Origin of the sequence: Mycobacterium sp. 23, assembly GCF_048287075.1 — a bacterium.
Taxonomy (GTDB): Bacteria; Actinomycetota; Actinomycetes; order Mycobacteriales; family Mycobacteriaceae; genus Mycobacterium; species Mycobacterium gordonae_B.
In genome coordinates, this window is record NZ_JBLVUX010000004.1 from 51,312 (window position 1) to 67,156 (window position 15,845).

15 protein-coding genes are annotated in these 15,845 nt (G+C 63.9%); 8 read left to right on the forward strand and 7 right to left on the reverse strand.

What is annotated here, in order from left to right:
- Positions 1-541: 541 nt before the first annotated feature.
- Both ACNQS7_RS00460 and ACNQS7_RS00465 read left to right on the forward strand, forming a co-directional pair.
- Complete coding sequence (locus tag ACNQS7_RS00460) at positions 542-1,717, forward strand: hypothetical protein (protein ID WP_418011103.1); 1,176 nt, start codon at positions 542-544, stop codon at positions 1,715-1,717.
- 11 nt (positions 1,718-1,728) lie between these two features.
- Positions 1,729-2,451 carry a translation initiation factor IF-2 N-terminal domain-containing protein gene (locus ACNQS7_RS00465; protein WP_418011104.1) on the forward strand — a complete coding sequence of 241 codons (723 nt, stop codon included), beginning with the start codon at positions 1,729-1,731 and terminating at the stop codon, positions 2,449-2,451.
- A gap of 250 nt (positions 2,452-2,701) precedes the next feature.
- On the opposite strand, the gene ACNQS7_RS00470 is transcribed toward ACNQS7_RS00465, so the two are convergent.
- Together ACNQS7_RS00470 and ACNQS7_RS00475 are read right to left on the reverse strand one after the other, a co-directional pair.
- Positions 2,702-3,340, reverse strand: coding sequence for a Fic/DOC family protein (locus ACNQS7_RS00470; RefSeq protein WP_418011105.1), 639 nt, complete (start codon positions 3,338-3,340; stop codon positions 2,702-2,704).
- An 11-nt stretch (positions 3,341-3,351) separates the two neighbouring features.
- On the reverse strand, positions 3,352-3,534 hold the full coding sequence (locus ACNQS7_RS00475) for a hypothetical protein (protein WP_418011106.1): 183 nt from the start codon (positions 3,532-3,534) through the stop codon (positions 3,352-3,354).
- Between the two features lie 265 nt (positions 3,535-3,799).
- On the opposite strand from ACNQS7_RS00475, the gene ACNQS7_RS00480 reads away from it, so the two are divergent.
- The 5 genes from ACNQS7_RS00480 (at position 3,800) to ACNQS7_RS00500 (ending at position 11,429) form a co-directional block, all read left to right on the forward strand.
- Positions 3,800-6,343, forward strand: coding sequence for a DEAD/DEAH box helicase (locus ACNQS7_RS00480; protein ID WP_418011107.1), 2,544 nt, complete (start codon positions 3,800-3,802; stop codon positions 6,341-6,343).
- Positions 6,344-6,740: 397 nt separating this feature from the next.
- Positions 6,741-7,481 (forward strand): TnsA-like heteromeric transposase endonuclease subunit, encoded by a 741-nt coding sequence (locus ACNQS7_RS00485; protein ID WP_011894084.1) that lies wholly within the window; start codon positions 6,741-6,743, stop codon positions 7,479-7,481.
- A gap of 123 nt (positions 7,482-7,604) precedes the next feature.
- Positions 7,605-9,569: a Mu transposase C-terminal domain-containing protein gene (locus tag ACNQS7_RS00490; protein WP_005148662.1), complete on the forward strand. Its 1,965-nt coding sequence runs from the start codon at positions 7,605-7,607 to the stop codon at positions 9,567-9,569.
- A complete protein-coding gene (locus tag ACNQS7_RS00495) occupies positions 9,557-10,585 on the forward strand; it encodes an ATP-binding protein (protein WP_005148661.1) in 1,029 nt (342 codons plus the stop codon). Before ACNQS7_RS00490 ends, ACNQS7_RS00495 begins: the two co-directional genes overlap by 13 nt.
- Positions 10,586-10,997: 412 nt before the next feature.
- Positions 10,998-11,429 carry a hypothetical protein gene (locus ACNQS7_RS00500; protein ID WP_225503056.1) on the forward strand — a complete coding sequence of 144 codons (432 nt, stop codon included), beginning with the start codon at positions 10,998-11,000 and terminating at the stop codon, positions 11,427-11,429.
- 136 nt (positions 11,430-11,565) lie between these two features.
- Here ACNQS7_RS00500 and ACNQS7_RS00505 read toward each other — a convergent pair whose 3' ends face one another.
- The 5 genes from ACNQS7_RS00505 to merA are packed head-to-tail and all read right to left on the reverse strand — an operon-like array spanning position 11,566 to position 15,352.
- Positions 11,566-12,414 (reverse strand): cytochrome c biogenesis CcdA family protein, encoded by an 849-nt coding sequence (locus ACNQS7_RS00505; protein WP_005148659.1) that lies wholly within the window; start codon positions 12,412-12,414, stop codon positions 11,566-11,568.
- Positions 12,411-12,965: a TlpA family protein disulfide reductase gene (locus ACNQS7_RS00510; protein WP_005148658.1), complete on the reverse strand. Its 555-nt coding sequence runs from the start codon at positions 12,963-12,965 to the stop codon at positions 12,411-12,413. The genes ACNQS7_RS00505 and ACNQS7_RS00510 overlap by 4 nt, the downstream gene beginning before the upstream one ends.
- On the reverse strand, positions 12,958-13,248 hold the full coding sequence (locus ACNQS7_RS00515; protein WP_005148657.1) for a hypothetical protein: 291 nt from the start codon (positions 13,246-13,248) through the stop codon (positions 12,958-12,960). The genes ACNQS7_RS00510 and ACNQS7_RS00515 overlap by 8 nt, the downstream gene beginning before the upstream one ends.
- 32 nt (positions 13,249-13,280) lie before the next feature.
- Positions 13,281-13,922, reverse strand: a complete 642-nt coding sequence (gene merB / locus ACNQS7_RS00520; protein WP_005148656.1) for an organomercurial lyase MerB — start codon at positions 13,920-13,922, stop codon at positions 13,281-13,283.
- Between the two features lie 26 nt (positions 13,923-13,948).
- Entirely contained in the window at positions 13,949-15,352 is a 1,404-nt protein-coding gene (gene merA, locus ACNQS7_RS00525; RefSeq protein WP_005148655.1) for a mercury(II) reductase, read from the reverse strand.
- 56 nt (positions 15,353-15,408) lie between these two features.
- Between merA and ACNQS7_RS00530 the strand changes: the two genes are divergently transcribed.
- Positions 15,409-15,798: a heavy metal-responsive transcriptional regulator gene (locus tag ACNQS7_RS00530; RefSeq protein WP_005148625.1), complete on the forward strand. Its 390-nt coding sequence runs from the start codon at positions 15,409-15,411 to the stop codon at positions 15,796-15,798.
- Positions 15,799-15,845: the final 47 nt, after the last annotated feature.

Genomic DNA, 15,845 nt, shown 5'->3' on the forward strand with positions numbered 1-15,845 from the left:
GACGTCGAGCACTCGCCGACGAATCCCACAGGGCGGCCGTTGCGCAGCGCCCGGTGTCGTCACCTGTGCCCAAAACGCTCGGAGGCCGCGAGAGTCCGTCGGCTCCAATACGACCGGATCGAATATGGAGGGTTACCGGTAGCCAGGGCGTGTCGCCCGGCGGCGGCAGGGGACTGCCTGAGCGTTCCGGGACCAACGCCGCGACGCAGACGACCTACACTGCCAAGCCCTCCTGGGCCGAAGTTAACCGCCCGGGTCGAGCATGGATCGGCTGCGGCTAATTGTTTGGCCCGACGATCGCCGTTTCGACCTGAACTGGGTGCGACGGTGGCTTTTCCCCACAGGGAGCACGCCCAAATAGCGTTCGTAGGTCGTTGGTCTTCGCCATGCCCGGCGCCCTAGGCCGAGGCCGCAGCCTTCGGGGCAGCAGTAGCTAAGGCAGGTGCCGCCGCACGCAGACCTTTGAAGCTGAGTTATTCCGCCGACTAACTCGGTAACTTTTCCCCGCTCTTACGCTGTCCTGCGGGCTTATTCTCAAGCTATGGGGCAGAGCGAAAAAATCGACTTCATCCACGATCCTGATCTGAATATTCGAGACCTCTCATACAGCCGCAGCAGGGTGGGGCAGCTTCTGGACCTGACCAAAGGTTCGTTCTTCGATATGGGATTCGGCCCGCGTGATGACGATGAGGTCTGCGCATCAGACATTGACGTTGAGGGGGACTGGCCCACTGACCGGCTTGAGATTTACATCAAGGAGAAGTCCAGAGGACCTGGATATGTCTGTGACATCGTGTACAACTCCGAGCAGCTTCCCGTAACCGTGTATGCGGTGCTGGTTAATCGCGGACGGGGTTTGGAAGTTGCCGAGCTTGAACTCTTTCGGCGCAACTGGGGCTACTTCGATCAGCACGATAACTACTCGCCCCCTGACAGCGTCGAGCTTCCCGACAGTCAAAATCCGCCGGCCCTGATCAACAGCGATGTCTTGCGCCGTGTCCCGCTTGGTGACATCATCACGCGAACCGAACGTCAGCTCGTCGACGATTCGTGGCGCACGGAGGGCGTTAGAGCGTTCCCCGGTCCAAACCTGATGCCCGATGAACTGAGCGACGAACAGCGTCGTGCCTTGGAGAACTCCTCGACGGCCGCAGCCCGACGCCGCGGGCGGCCCGAACTCAGTGACGAGCTGCTCATTGATGTAGCCGAGACTTACGTTTGGGAGGCCGGGCGTGGTCGAGGTGCACTCAAGCGTATGTCTGAAGTATTCGACCGCCCCGAAGCCACGATCCGCGACTGGATTGCCATGGCCCGGCGCCGCGGCTACCTGGCACCAACCAAGCCTGGTCGCCGAGGGGCTGCCGCTGGTCCCAACCTTCCGTCAACCCGCACGGACGGTGAAGCCGCTAGGGCCGCAAGTCATGTCGTGCCAAATCTCAGCCGTCAACGCCGTCGTCATATGTTGCGGATGATTGAGGGCCAGGGGGTACTCGACGCCGATTTGCCAGAAAGTGCACGGCTGACCTACGTGGTGGGCGGCCTAGTCTGCAACGACACCGGGTTCCTACGCCAAGATGATCTAGAAGCGGGCATGGCCAATCCCGAGGTCCTCCAGGCAGCAGTGGAAATCTTGGCTAAGGCTCGGCAGCGCGCACACAAGCGCAACAACAGACCCGGTCAGCATGCCTCACCGTCGCGATCCGGAGCTGAGAAATAGGCGTCGGAACAATGATGCGTGTTTACGAATTCGCCAAACAGCTGGGTTGGACCTCCAGCCAGCTGATCACGGTGCTCAAAGAGCGCGGCGAGTACGTCAAGTCGGCCGGGTCAAGTATTGAGTCGCCGGTTGTCAGAGCGATGCTGCGTGACTTCGCCGCTGAAATATCAACACCCACAGGGGAATACACCGAGGGAATTGTCGATCCCGGAATGTACGGTCGATCAGCCGCGACAAATCACGCCAGCGACGCCGAGCTGTCTTTCGCCGCCGACCTTGCCCGGATCAAAGCCCAGCCCTCGCCGGCAAGTAACCACAGAACTCCCCAGCTCAGCTGGATGGCACCGATTCTCAAAGCCTTGCTCGACGACGTAATCGTTCCTGCCAGACCGAACCACCTTGGCGCACCAGAAGGCCCCTACTATGCCTGGGAAGTCAAGAAGGCAAAGGCCCTGCACCAACAATGGGTCCGCGAACGGCTGAACGGACTCGACGGCGAGGATGACGCCATCATCGAATGGATCCGACTCACTCGTGATGGCCAACGCCCGCACACGGCCACGGAGCTATCACAGGCGGGAATCACCGTCGGGGAAGCCGCTCTAGGGCTCAGGTATGGTCGGATAGACCCAAACAGCGACAATATCTTTCAGCGATTCCGCGATGGCCGTATCAGCAGGACCGAGGCTGTCTCCGAGGTCCACCAGTGGCGGCGGAACCAGAACGCAGGGTAGAAGCCGCGGTATGCGTCCCGGGTCTCGACGTGAAACCCGGGCGCCAGGAAAACGAGACGGTATTCGAATTCCGCTGCAACACAACCTACTAGGATATTTTCCGCTACGCGACCCCATCCGATTCGGTCGTCTTGACGCTTGGCAGAAGCAGAGCCGAAAGGCACGGCCCTCAACAGTTATGTCAGTGCGGGTTTTTCGCGGTCGCCGCCAGGCGCCGAAGCGGGGCACGTTTGAGCACTGCCCCGCCTGATCAGAACTCGTATGCGGGGTCATCGTCGAGGATTTTCGCGAGCATCGCAGTGAGCCCTGAGAGGTCGGATTCGGCTCGCGCAGTGTGGCATGCGCTGTGCAACTCGGTCAGGTCGGTCTTCTGCCAATCGAGTCCGGCGCCGCGTTCGGAGAGAAGAAGGTCGAAGAACTCGCGGGTGGACCGGCCATTGCCCTCACGGAAGGGATGGGCGAAGTTCGCGTAGTCGTACAGGTATGCGACGGTGGGCGGGAGATCAGCCTCGGGAAGATCCCTGAGCTGGTTGAGCCGGTGGACCTCTGCGGCGACATGGGTCATCGGCCGACTGATACTGCCCGGGGGACAGAAGGACTCGCCACCCTTCTCGATGCCGACGGTCCGCACATCACCCGCCCAGGTGTACACGTCCTGAAAGAGCTGACGGTGGATCGCGCGCAGGTACGTGAGATCGTATGTGCGGTCACCCAGAAGTTCGGGAGCCTCACGGAGTTCGATAACACGTGCTTCGACGAGATCGTTCTCGGCGTCCCGCAGCGCCTCGGGTGTCAGGGCGCCGACTCGGTTCCTCAAAATGCTCGTGCCGGGTATGAAATAGCCCTGCCAGTTCCGTTCGAGATCACCGGTGTCCCAGGGATGCGGCACTCCAGAGCCGGTTACTTCAGGTTGTACCGACGCTTGACGCGATCGCGCAGCTCGGCGGCGGTGATGGTCCCGCGGGCGTAGGCGACCTGGTCGGCGCGCGTGGCGTTGGTGCTACGGGAACCTTCGAGTTCGGTGCTGCGGCGGATCGCGCGCACAGCCTTGACCCGGCGCTTGACCTTCTGCAGCTCGGTCACTCGGAACACCACCCTCAGTACCCTCAGTGAAGTCCCTCCAGGATAGTGGACACGGCCGACATCAGGGTGGAACCGCGAGTAAGCGGCCCGACAGCTGGCTGGCATAGTCCAGTACAGCGACGAAGTTGTGCACTTATGCGCCAACTCGGGCTGGCGATGGTTCGCCGCCACCGTGGTGCCGCGAGGCACGGGCGCCCCCGGGTCGCCCAGTAGACTCAAATACCATCAGCTTCGCCGCAGTTCTACCAGCTCTCACAGAGGTCCGATGCCCATCAACTGGGACAAAATCAACGCCGATAACGGCGCGAAGCTGCTCCAACCGCGAGACATCTTCACCGCCCTGCCCCACAAGCCATGGTCGCGGCTGCGACCCGAACAGGGCGAGGTACTCAAGCAGTGGTTCGACCGCCGCGACCAGCCTGACCTGGTGATCAAGCAGAACACCGGTGGCGGCAAGACGCTGGTCGGACTCTTGATTGGGCAGTCGAGCCTCAACGAAGACGTCGGCCCGGTCGTCTACCTAGTTCCCGACACCTACCTGATCAAGCAGGTGGTGGACGAGGCCCCTCAGGGAATCGCCGTGACCACCGATCACCACGACGAGCGATTCCTTGCCGGCGGTGCCATCTTGGTCAGCACCTTCGAGAAGTTGGTCAACGGTCGCAGCGCCTTCGGTGTGCGGGGCCAGAAACCGGTGACCCAACTGGGCACCGTGATCGTCGACGATGCGCACTCCGCGCTTGCGGCGGCCAGACACCAGTTCTGCCCAACCCTGCCCCCGGAGTGCGCCGGATTCGGCGAGTTATTGGAGCTGTTCGGCGAGGACCTCAAGCGTCAGAGCCCCAAAGCCTTTGCCGACCTGAAGGATAGGGACTACAGCGCCACACTCCGAGTGCCGCCGAAAGCGACGGCCGAGCGGGCAGACGCGGCGCTGCAGATACTGAAGAAGTACGGCGACGACGACACCATCAAGGAGTTCTATTTCGGCTGGCCGTTCGTGGCCGACAACCTGGCGATGGCCATCATTACGTTCTCGCACCGCGGGGTCGAGATCAAGATGCCATGCCCGCCCATCAACATGATCCCGGCGTTTTCCGGGGCGCGCCGGCGGGTCTACCTGACAGCCACGTTGGCCGACGAAAGCGTCCTCGTCACAGAGCTCGGCGCCGATCCCGACACCATTCGGAAGCCGATCACTCCCGAGCGAGCCTCAGACCTCGGTGACCGCATCATCCTGGCGCCGCTGTCTATCAACCCCAGCCTTTCCGAAGTCACCATCCACCGGCTGGCCCGGGACTTCGCCGATGGAGATCGAAGCGGCGACCGATCCACCACCGACAAACCGGTCAACGTCGTCGTGCTTGTGCCGAGTAAGCATCGGGCGAAGGCATGGGAGGAGGTTGCGGACGAGATCGTCAACGTGAAGACGATGGGACCAGTAGTTGACCGCCTCACCGCGGGCGAGCAGGTAGGCGTGGTAGTCCTCATCAACAAGTACGACGGCGTCGACCTACCGCACGACGCGTGCCGGCTGCTCATTATCGACGGCATTCCCACACCGCTTTCAGGTGCTGAACAACGTGAATCTGCTGCACTCACTGGGTCAACAACATTCCAGGCGCGCAAGGTGCAACGAATCGAACAAGGTATGGGCCGAGGCATCCGCGACCTCGAAGACTATTGCGCCGTGCTGCTGCTCACCAGCGAGGCGGCGCTGACGCTGCGCGACCCCAAGCAACGGCGTTTTTACTCCCCGGTGACCCTCAAACAGATCGAACTCAGCCAGAAGATCGCCGTCCAGATTGAGAACGAGGGGATCGCCGAGATCCGCAACGCGCTCAACATGTTTCTGGAACGCGGTGACGACTGGGTTACCGCTGCCAAGCAAGCTGTAGCCGATGTGGAATATGACCATGACGGCAAAATCACCGACATCGCGATCGCGCGCCGGGAGGCCTTCAACAAAGCCGACGCCGGCGATGCCCAGGCGGCCGCTGAGTTGCTGAGCGTTGGGATCAACACGGTGACCGATGATTTGGAGACGGGCTGGTTCCTCGAAGAGCTAGCCGGCTATCAACAACTCACTGACCCCATGCAGGCCCAGAACACAATCGCGAGGGCGCGGGAACTCAATCCTGGGGTAATCAAGTCGGACGTTTCCCCGTCTGCCAAACCGGTAAAAGGTCCTGCACTGCAAGGAAAAGAGGCGGCGGAACGTCTGGCAGAGCTGTACACCGACGCGAACGCGTTGCGGCTCGGATTTCGCACGATCTTCGACAGCATCGTGTGGGCCCTACCTGAAACTCACGACCTCGCCGAGCAACAGTTCAAATTGCTCGGCCATCATCTCGGGTTCGCATCCACCCGGCCCGACAAAGAGGAGAAGGATGGAGGCCCTGACAATTTGTGGGGCATGACTCCTACTCTCAACGCGGTCATCGAGCTGAAGACCGAGGTAAATCGGGCCGATCCCCGGATCATGAAGGTCAAAGAAGCAGGCCAGCTCTTGACGTCCCTCGAATGGGATTCCTGCCGCAATCCACACGTTACGAAACGGATTCCGGTAATGCTGCACCCGAGTGCCGAGCTTCACCCCGAAGCCAGCTTGCCGCCAGAGACGCGAATTATCACCGTTGCTGATCTCGATAATCTGCGCACCGATGTGTTGCGGTTCGCCGACGAAATTGCCGCAGCGAAATCATGGGGTGATCCCGCGGCGGTCACCAAAGGGCTGCAGCGAAACAAACTAACGGCTGAGCAGATTATCCCTGCACACAGTTCGAAGCTGATCCGACCCACTTCGCGGTAGCTGGAAGATTTTGCCACCGGCGAAAATAGAAATCGCCACCTAACCGCTGAGAGTCGCGCGGACACACGGCTCAAAGATTGTCGGCCATGGGTCATGGACAATGACGATTATCTATGGACGCAGCACACGAGATAATGGGCCGCTGGGTGATTCGCCTTCAAGTGCGTCACAGTGACGTATCATTGTCCAACACGATGGCCGGACCGGCAGCTGACCCGGGTTTCTTTATCGGTCGTCGACCGGCCGCAGGTATTCGGGTCCGCACGGCCGCGATCGCGTCGAAGTCGCGCCGATACGCCGCTGTCCGTTCTCATTGATTCTGGGGCATTCTCATTGAATCTGGGGTAAGTGCGTGTCTTTCTCATTGAATCTGGGGCACGAGGCTTAGCGTTTATGTGTGCTGACGTCGGCTGTTTCGGCTGGGCCAGGTGTAGCGAGTGCAGTGGACTTGGAGTTCAACACCCGCGAGGGATGCACGCGGCAATCGCTGGACCGATGTGCTGCAACCCGGTTTGAGTTGGACTGTTCACCAGTGCGGAATTTCCCCTCGTTTCGAGGTCAGCGTAACTTTCCCGGGCTGTGGTGGTTCGCCACAACCGGCGCACATGTAGGTCACGAGTCCTGGGTAGAACGTGACCAGTTGATGGCGTTGGATGCCGATCCGGATGTTGTTGGTGTTCTGTCGCAACCATTTTGGATTCATTGGCGTGACGGCACGCGGCATGCTCCTGACTACTTCGTGCGGCGCCGCGATGGATCTGTCGTCGTAGTCGACGTTCGTGAGGACGACCGGATCTCTGACGCTGATCGGGACGTGTTCGATCGGTCTGCCGCCACGTGCGCGATGGTCGGTTGGGATTACCTGCGTGTCGGTTCCCTCGATCCAGTGCTGCGGGCGAATCTACGTTGGTTATCGGGTTATCGGCATCCGCGAGTATTGAAGATCGGTTTGGCTGATCAACTGGCGGAGGTCTTCGCTCGGGTCCGTCCGTTGATGGCTGGTGTGCACGCGGTCGGGACTCCTTTGGTGGTGCTGCCCGTACTGTTTCATCTGCTCTGGCACGGCCGTTTAGTTGCCGATCTGCAAGGAGCGGCACTTGGCGACGACACGGCGATTGGCCTCGGGACCGGGTGGTGACCTGACGTGCGAACGGGTGTCGTCCGAGAGGGAGACGAAATCCGTTTATCAGCAGGTGTTTTCACCGTCGTAACCCTGTCGGGCGGATCAGCTCGACTGGTTGACGCTGTCGGCGAGCAGATTGTGGTGCCGCTCTCGCAGCTGATGGTTGATCCGGCATTGGAATTGGTGTCGGGGTCGCGACCGCCACTGTGTTCTGAGGAAATGCTGGCTGGCATTCCCGAGGCAGCCGTCGAGCAAGCACGGTGGTGGGAGCGCCACATCGTGGAGATCCTCAGCGGCCGCCCGCCTGGGACGGCCGCGGGCATTCGTCCCCGCCCAGAGTTCGACACGGCGAAACGATCTCTGCGGCAGCGTGAGCTGGCCAAGTTGGACGAGCTGCGTGCCGCCGGCCACGACGTGAGTCGGAATGCGTTGCAGCGTCGCCGATTTGCCTACGAACGGGACGGGCTCCTGGGAGTGGTTGACGGGCGCCATAATCGGCGGCGCGCGGTATTCGGCCGTGTGGACGACCGTGTCGTCGCCGCGGTGCGGGATGCGATCGAGGGCGAGACCGACCTGTCAACGGGAACGGTGCAGCGTCTGCAACGGCGGGTCGCCAAGACGCTGGTGGCCACCTATGGTGCCGACGACGCGCCCGCGATGCCGTCGCAGCCCACCTTCTACCGGCTGGTCAAGCGCCTCGCGGAAGGACGGCACACGTTCGGGTCAGCACGGACGCGGCGATCGCTGTCCAAGCAGCCCGATGGCCCATTCGGGTCGATCACCGTGGTGCGCCCCGGCGAGATGGTGGAAATCGATTCAACCCTTCTGGATGTACGGGTAGTGCTCGATGACGGCATGGTAGACCGAGTCGAGCTGACTGCGATGGTCGACAACGCTACGCGGTCCATCCCGGCCGCGGTGCTGCGACCGACGACCAAAGCAGTGGACGCGTCACTGCTCTTGGCGCGGGCATTGACGCCCGAACCGATGCGCCCGGGATGGGCCGATGCGCTGCGGATGTCCCGGTCGGTACTTCCGCACCACAGCCTGACCAGTGTCGATCAGCGCCTGGCCGATGCTGCGGCCAGGCCGGTGATCGCTCCCGAGACGATCGTCTGCGATCACGGGAAAGCGTATCTGTCCCAAACATTTCGGCAAGCGTGCTGCACATTGGGGATCAATCTGCAGCCGGCTCATCCCGACTGCCCGACCGATAAGCCGAAGATCGAGCGGACATTGCAGTCGGTGGGCACCCTGTTCGCACAGTACGTGGCCGGTTACGTCGGTTCATCGGTGGAGCGGCGTGGGAAAAACGCCGAGGACGACGCGGTGTGGTCGATGATTGAGCTGCAGGCGCTGCTGGACGAGTGGATCATCGCGGTGTGGCAGAACCGCCCCCACGATGGCCTGCGGGATCCGGTGACGCCGGGGAAAGCGTTGTCTCCCAACGAGAAATACACTGCCCTCGTTGAGGTGGCTGGCTATGTACCGGTCCCACTGGACGCCGACGACTATATCGAATTGCTTCCCGTGCAGTGGCGCACAATCAACAGTTACGGGGTCCGGATCAACCATCGCACCTATGACGCCAAGGCGCTCAACCCATACCGGCGCCAGCATTCCGGGGTCGATGCCCGTAACGGACAGTGGGAAGTGCACTACGACCCGTATGACGTGTCGAGGATTTGGGTGCGCAATCACCACGAAGACGGATGGCTGGCCGCGACGTGGACGCACCTTCGGTCCTCGCCGGTGCCGTTCGGCGAGACACTGTGGCGCCACGCCCGCTCCGTAGCCGACCGCAGAGGGGCCCAGAAGACCCAGGAAGCGGAGATTGCGGCCATCGCGGAGGACTTGCTGGACCGCGCCGCCGCTGGGCCGCAGCAGCAGACGAAAGCCGAGCGCCGAGTGACTGGACGGACCAGCGCCGCGAGCGCCGGCCGGGACTGGCCGGACCCGACGGAATCATCCGAACATCATGGCCCGTCACCGTCGGAACGGGCCGCCGACAACGAGACTTTCGACGATGACGGCGAGATGGCGGAGGTCATACCCCTGCCGGTGTTTGATGCACGCAAGGAGGCCCAAACGTGGCGACTGTGACCGAGATTGCGGCGGTGGGTCAGTTAGAGGATCGCCGCCAGCCGACCACGACGCTGGAGGGCTGGCGGCGTTTTGTTGATGCCGATCCGCCGGAGTTCACGTTGCTCGCCGACGACGAGTGGGCCAGCCTCGGTGAGGACGAGCGGACGGCCTACAACGAGGCCCGGGTTGCGCATCATTCGGAGCTGGTGGTGGTCACCACGTCGGCGATCGAAGCGATCACCCATCAGGGCCGGCTGTTGACATTGCTCAACCAGCGCGAGATCGGGGCCCGGCGCGGGCTGATCATCTCCGGCGGGGCAGCGACGGGGAAAACTACGGCGATCAAGCAACTGGGTCGGTTTCACGAATTGCGCACCCGTGCAAGGTTTCCCGGCGATGAGAGCCGGATTCCGGTGGTGTATGTGACGGCCCCGCCGAAAGGGTCGCCCCGCAAGTTGGCGATGGAGTTCGCACGGTTTCTGGGGCTTCCCACGCTCAATCAGCGGATGAACGTGACCGATATTTCCGATGCCGTGTGCCAGGTGCTCATCGATGCCCGTACCGACATCGTGGTGGTCGATGAAATCCACAACCTCAACCTCGACACCCGCGCCGGCGAAGAACTGTCCGACCACCTCAAATACTTCACCGAGCATCTGCCTGCGACATTCGTTTACGCCGGGATCGAAGTGGAACGCTCGGGGCTGTTCACCGGCACGCGGGGACGGCAGTTGGCCGGCCGTTGCGGGGTGATCCACACCAGCGCATTCCCCGACGCCAAGGAGTGGCGACAACTCGTCGCCGCCATGGAAGGTACCTTGCGTCTGCATCGACACGAACCGGGAAGCCTTGTCGCCCAGGCCCGTTACCTGCACCGCCGCACCGGCGGGATGATCGGCAGCCTGGCCCACTTGATCCGGGCTTCAGCAATCCAAGCGATGCTCGACGGCACCGAGCACATCACCCGCGAGGCCATGGACGATATTTTGATCGACTACGCCGCCCACACGGCCGCGGCCCGCACGGCCAGCTGACGTGGCAACTGTCAGGCCGTGGCCGCGCGGACCACGCCAGCGGCTCCCGCGAACGATCGCACCGTTCCGTTGGGAAGCCGTATCGTCCTACATCGACAGGCTGGCCCGCGCCAACCATATCGGCGTCTCCACACTGCGCGGCCATGTCGCCGAATCATGCGCAGCCCGGCCGCGACCGGACTGGTTGGCCGTCGTCAGCGGCCAACCTGAGCAGGTAATCCGGTCCCGTCTCTGCGGGCTTGCTGGCGACCCCACCGCGCTCAAGCAATATCTCCGCCGCCCTTTGTGTCAAAGATGTATGGCACGCAAGGGAATACACGAACCCGTCTACTGCTACCTGCCTGCACATGTCTCCGTATGCCACCGTCACCGACGCTGGATCGGTTCACCAACGCGCGTTCTTGACGACCAGGTGGATCTTCGTGACCGGCCCACGGTGCTCAGTGCCGGGCGCACGCATCGGCGCTTGGCCCGTCAGTATTCAGAGGTCGACCTTCATGACGCCTTGGGCGACGCCCGCCACATCCTGGTCTTCTGGGCTCACGCAGAGCGTCACGTGGCGGCGGGGATTCTGCAGAATGGCCTAGAAGCGCACGTGGTGGCCTACCCCGATGTGATCGCCGTAGCCGCAACATTGCTCACAGCTCGCCCTCGGGTTGAACAGCCCAGGACGCCAACGGAACCCGCCTGGCCGACGCTACTGCTCGACCGCATCAACGAACGCACCGGCGCCCACCATGCCGACGCCACCCCCGTCGAGCAATGGGCGCAGTACCGACGCCTATTCGCCACTGCCGTATTGACGACACGCTCAGACGGCGCAGAACTGGCGTGTCGCGCTTAGGGGTCGGCAGTCTTGAATGTGCCTTATCAGTAAGGCACTTGTGGTGTGCATCTGACTGTGTCCGACGGTTGTATCTATCGGCTTTCTAATCGTTAGGGACAGTGGTATCTGGCTGGGTGTATCGGCCGGTGAATCATCACCGGCGGCGCTGCTTGCCGGTGATTGGCCGGCGGTGGGTGGTCCAGTACGCGGCCACCGCGCTGACCACCACAGCGAAGGCGGCAATGACGCTGGCCGGGAGGGCGTGGTCCTGCAGCCATCCGGTCGCGGTGGCCGACCAGCCGGTGAGCAGGTTGCCGCCGCTGGCGGTGTGCCCGGTGGCCGCGGGCAGCCAGTACCACGCGAGGTAGGCGCCGGTGGCGATGAGGACAACGGCGGTGACGCGGGTCCCGTGGCGGGCGAGGATACCCAGATGCCGGGTCAGGGCCGTGCCGGCGATGGCGGTGCCGACGCTGACCAGCATCAAGATGGTGGCGGCACCGGCTGTGTATGCGGTGAACACTGCCAGCAGACCGCCCCATCCGCTGGTGGCCTGGGCCTGGGCGATCACCGCGAGCAGTACCCCGAAGGTGCAGGACAGTGACGCCAGGGCGTAGCCGATTCCGGCCGCGAGCACACCACCGGCTGTTGGGGAGTCCGGCCGATGACGCGTCCGGGCAGGCATACGCAGACCGATGGTGCGGCCGGTGAGCATGAAGCCGCCCAAGATGGCCAGGGTGAGCCCGATCGTGATCCCGAGCCAGGGAGCAGCCGTCACCAGGGTCCGGGCACCGGCACTGATCGCGATACCGGCGAGGGTGAGGGTGCCGGTGAACCCGATGGTCAGGACGGCCCCGGTGCGCAGTGCCCGGGCCAGCCGCACGAGCACCGCATCGGTGCCGCCGGTGGCGATGGTGCCGGTGATCCACGCCGGTAGCAGCGCGAACCCGCAGGGGTTGACCGGGGCGAGCATGCCAGCGGTAAACGCGAGCGCGAGCAGGTTCACCGTGCGGCGCTGCTGCCGAGGGCGGCCAGGATCTGATCCTGGGACGGGGCGTGGCCGCGGTAGCTGATCTGCCCGGACGGGTCGATGACGAGGGCGGTGGTCGGCGCGGTCACCTGGTAGCGGCTGGTCAGGGCCCCGTTAGTATCGACGACCGCGGGCAGGCTGGTGCCGCCGATCTGGTCCAGGAAGTGGCGAACATCGGCGGGTTTCTCGGTGGGGACGATGTCGACGGCTAGGAACTTGGCGCTGCCTCCGGCTTTCTCCACGGCCGCCCGAGCAGCGGCCAGGGATTTACCGCCGCCGACGCATTCGCCGCACCCGTAGGAGAAGAACAGGATCGCGGTCGGGGCGGCAGCGGGCAGTTCGACGGTTTTGCCGTCCACCGTGGTCAGTGTCGCCGCCGTCGCCTGGGTTGTGGCGTTGGCGTGTGGCGGTGAGGTCGGATTGCTGGTTGTGGCCGATTGGCCGCACGCGGTCAGCGCGCCCGCTGCCAGCATCACAGCCGTAACGCCCGCCCACCTGTGGGGTGTAAACGAACGCGTTTCAGACATTGTCGATGCTTCCTTTCGTCAGGTCGTCGAGCGTGTGCGTCGCGGGTGAATGGCTGTCGGCGGGACAGCAGTGATCGCCGCGTTGACCGCGGCGGGCGAAGGCGACCACAGCCGCCAGCAGCAGCGCGACGGCTGCCCCGATGACCCATGGATTCTCGAGCAGTCCACACACGGCGGCGAGCGCGCCGCCGGCGATCAGGACTGGCGCGGCGCAACACAGGGCCGTCACCAGCACCGCTGCCGCACCCAGCAGCACGGGATTTCTTCGTGGACGTTGATTCATTGATTTCTCCTCATCAGGTTGGGTGCGGCTGGTCAGCTGCAGCAGCCGGGGTGGGCAGTTGGCGGGGTATGGAGCTGGGTAAGGATTTGTGTGGTCAGGGCTGCGCCGAGTTGGTGGGCCTCAGCGACGCTGACGATCTGACCTTCGGGGTGCTCGGCGAGCCACGGCGCGGCGTCCTGCGCGCAGGTGAAGTAGTGCACCTGGTTGCAGAATGAGGACCGGATCGAGGTGAGGTCGTCGGGGTTGACCAGCGAGACCACCGCGGTCTCGGGCTGCACGCTGGTGACACCGTTTTCGCCGACCGAGACCCTGATCGGGTGCCCGCTGACGGGTGATTCGGATTCGATGCTGGCGGGCCGGTCCAGGATGGTGGGAAAGATGAGGGTGTCCAGGGCGCACCAGGTGTAGAGCTCTTGGCCGGCCACGGTGAATCGGTGGCGGGTCGGGCGCAGGGTCAGGCCCTGGCCGACGATGCGGCCCTGCTCGTCGTATTCGGTGTCGGGTACCGCGGCCAGACGCCGGGTCACCTCGTCAACCGGGAGGCCGACGGCCGCGGCGAGCGCCTCCACGGTGACCGGCTCGCCGGCGGCGAGCAGCCGCAGCAACGGCACCAGCATCGTCGGGTCGAGCCCGGACTCTTCCGGAATGGTCAGGCGGTCAAGGAAATTGGGCATCAGGAACCTTTCGAGTGAGCCATGCGTCAGGATGCGCAGCAGGACAGTCGGGACATATCGGCGCTGAAGGACTGGGCGGCGATTTTGATGCCTTCGGCCATGGTCAGATACGGGGCCCAGGACCCGGCGACCTGGTCGACGGTCATCGCGGCGTCGAGGATGTAGACCGCGGCGGCGGCGATCTCGCCAGCATCCTTGGCGACGGCGGTGATGCCGTGGATGCGGCCGGTGCCGGCGTCGGCGACGAGTTTGATGAAACCGCGGGTGTCTCGGTTGACCACCGCACGCGGCACATGTTTTAGCGGCAGCACCCGGCAGTCGCACCGTGTCCCGGCGGCGAGGAGCTCGGCCTCGGTCGTCCCGGCCGCACCGACCGCGGGGCTGGTGAACGTCACGCGGGGCAGATGGCGGTAGTCGACCCTGCGGCCGGCGTCGGTGAAGATGTTGTCGGCGACCATCGCGCCGTGATGGGCGGCGACGTAGACGAACTCGCGGTGCCCGGTCACGTCGCCGGCCGCCCAGATCCGTGGGTTCGACGACTGCAGCCCGTCGCTCACCACGACCTCGTTGTTCTCGCCGGTTTTGACCTGCACCGCTTCGAGATTCAGGCCGTCGGTGTTCGGACGGCGGCCGGTGGCGACGAGGACTTTCGCGGCACGGAACTGCTGCGTTCCGCCGGTGATGGTCGCGGTGACCGTGACCTGATCGTCGGCCTGCTCGACCTCGCTCACCGTGGCGCGGCGCACCACCCGGATGCCGTCGTCGGCGAACACCTCCAGCAGCGCCATGCCGACTTCCGGCTCTTCCTTCGATGCCAGCGTGGAGCGGACCAGCACCGTCACCGTTGACCCGAGCCGGGCGAACAGTTGCGCCTGCTCCAACGCGACGTAGCCGCCGCCGATCACCAGCAGCGACTCCGGGACCTCGGTGACTTCCATCGCGGTGGTCGAGGTCAGGTAGGCGACGCCCTCGAATGCGGGCGGGATGACTGGGTTCGCGCCGGTGGCGATCAGGTAGTGCTCGGCCTCGATGGTGGCATCGCCGACCTCGATGACGGGCGCGTCCGGGGTTCCGGCGAACCGCGCTTGGCCCTGAATGCGCTGCCAGCCATACGATTCGGCCACGTTGAGGTACTTCTCTGAGCGCAGCGACTCCACCAGATCGTGCGTGCCGGCGATCAGGGCCGCCATGTCCACCGGGCCGGCCGTGGTGGCGATCCCCGGGAACCGGGCAGTGTCGGCTGCGGTATGCCGGGCCTCGGCCGCTGCGATCAGGGCCTTTGACGGCACGCAGCCGGTGTTGACACACGTGCCACCGAAGATGCCGCGCTCGATCATGACGACGGACTTGCCGAGCGCGGTAGCGCGGATCGCCGCGGCCATCGCCGCGCCGCCGGAACCGATGACCGCGAGGTCCAATCCCTGACTCATGCACCCATCCTTGACCTTCAAGTAGGCTTGAAGGTCAAGTGTTCTGAGGAGACATCGTGAGAATCGGGAAGCTCGCCGAGGCGACCGGGGCCACCACCGCGACGCTGCGCTACTACGAAGACGAAGGCCTGCTCCCGCCCGCCGAACGTTCCCCGGCGGGATATCGCGACTATGCCGCCGACACGATCGCCCGGGTCGGCTTCATCCGACGGGGACAGGCCGCCGGGTTCAGCCTCGCCCAGATTCGGCAGATCCTCGACATCCGTGACAGCGGCCACGCGCCGTGCACGCACGTGCGCGACCTGCTCGACATCCGACTGACCGACCTCGACGAGCAGATCAGCGCACTGGTGGCACTGCGCGAGACCATCGCCCGGCTGCGGCAGGGCGCCGAAAGCGTCGACCCGGAATCATGCAGCGCCGATGACGTATGTCGATACCTCTAGGAGCCACCTCCGTGGCACCGGAGGCATGTATTTCGTCAAGTCCGTTG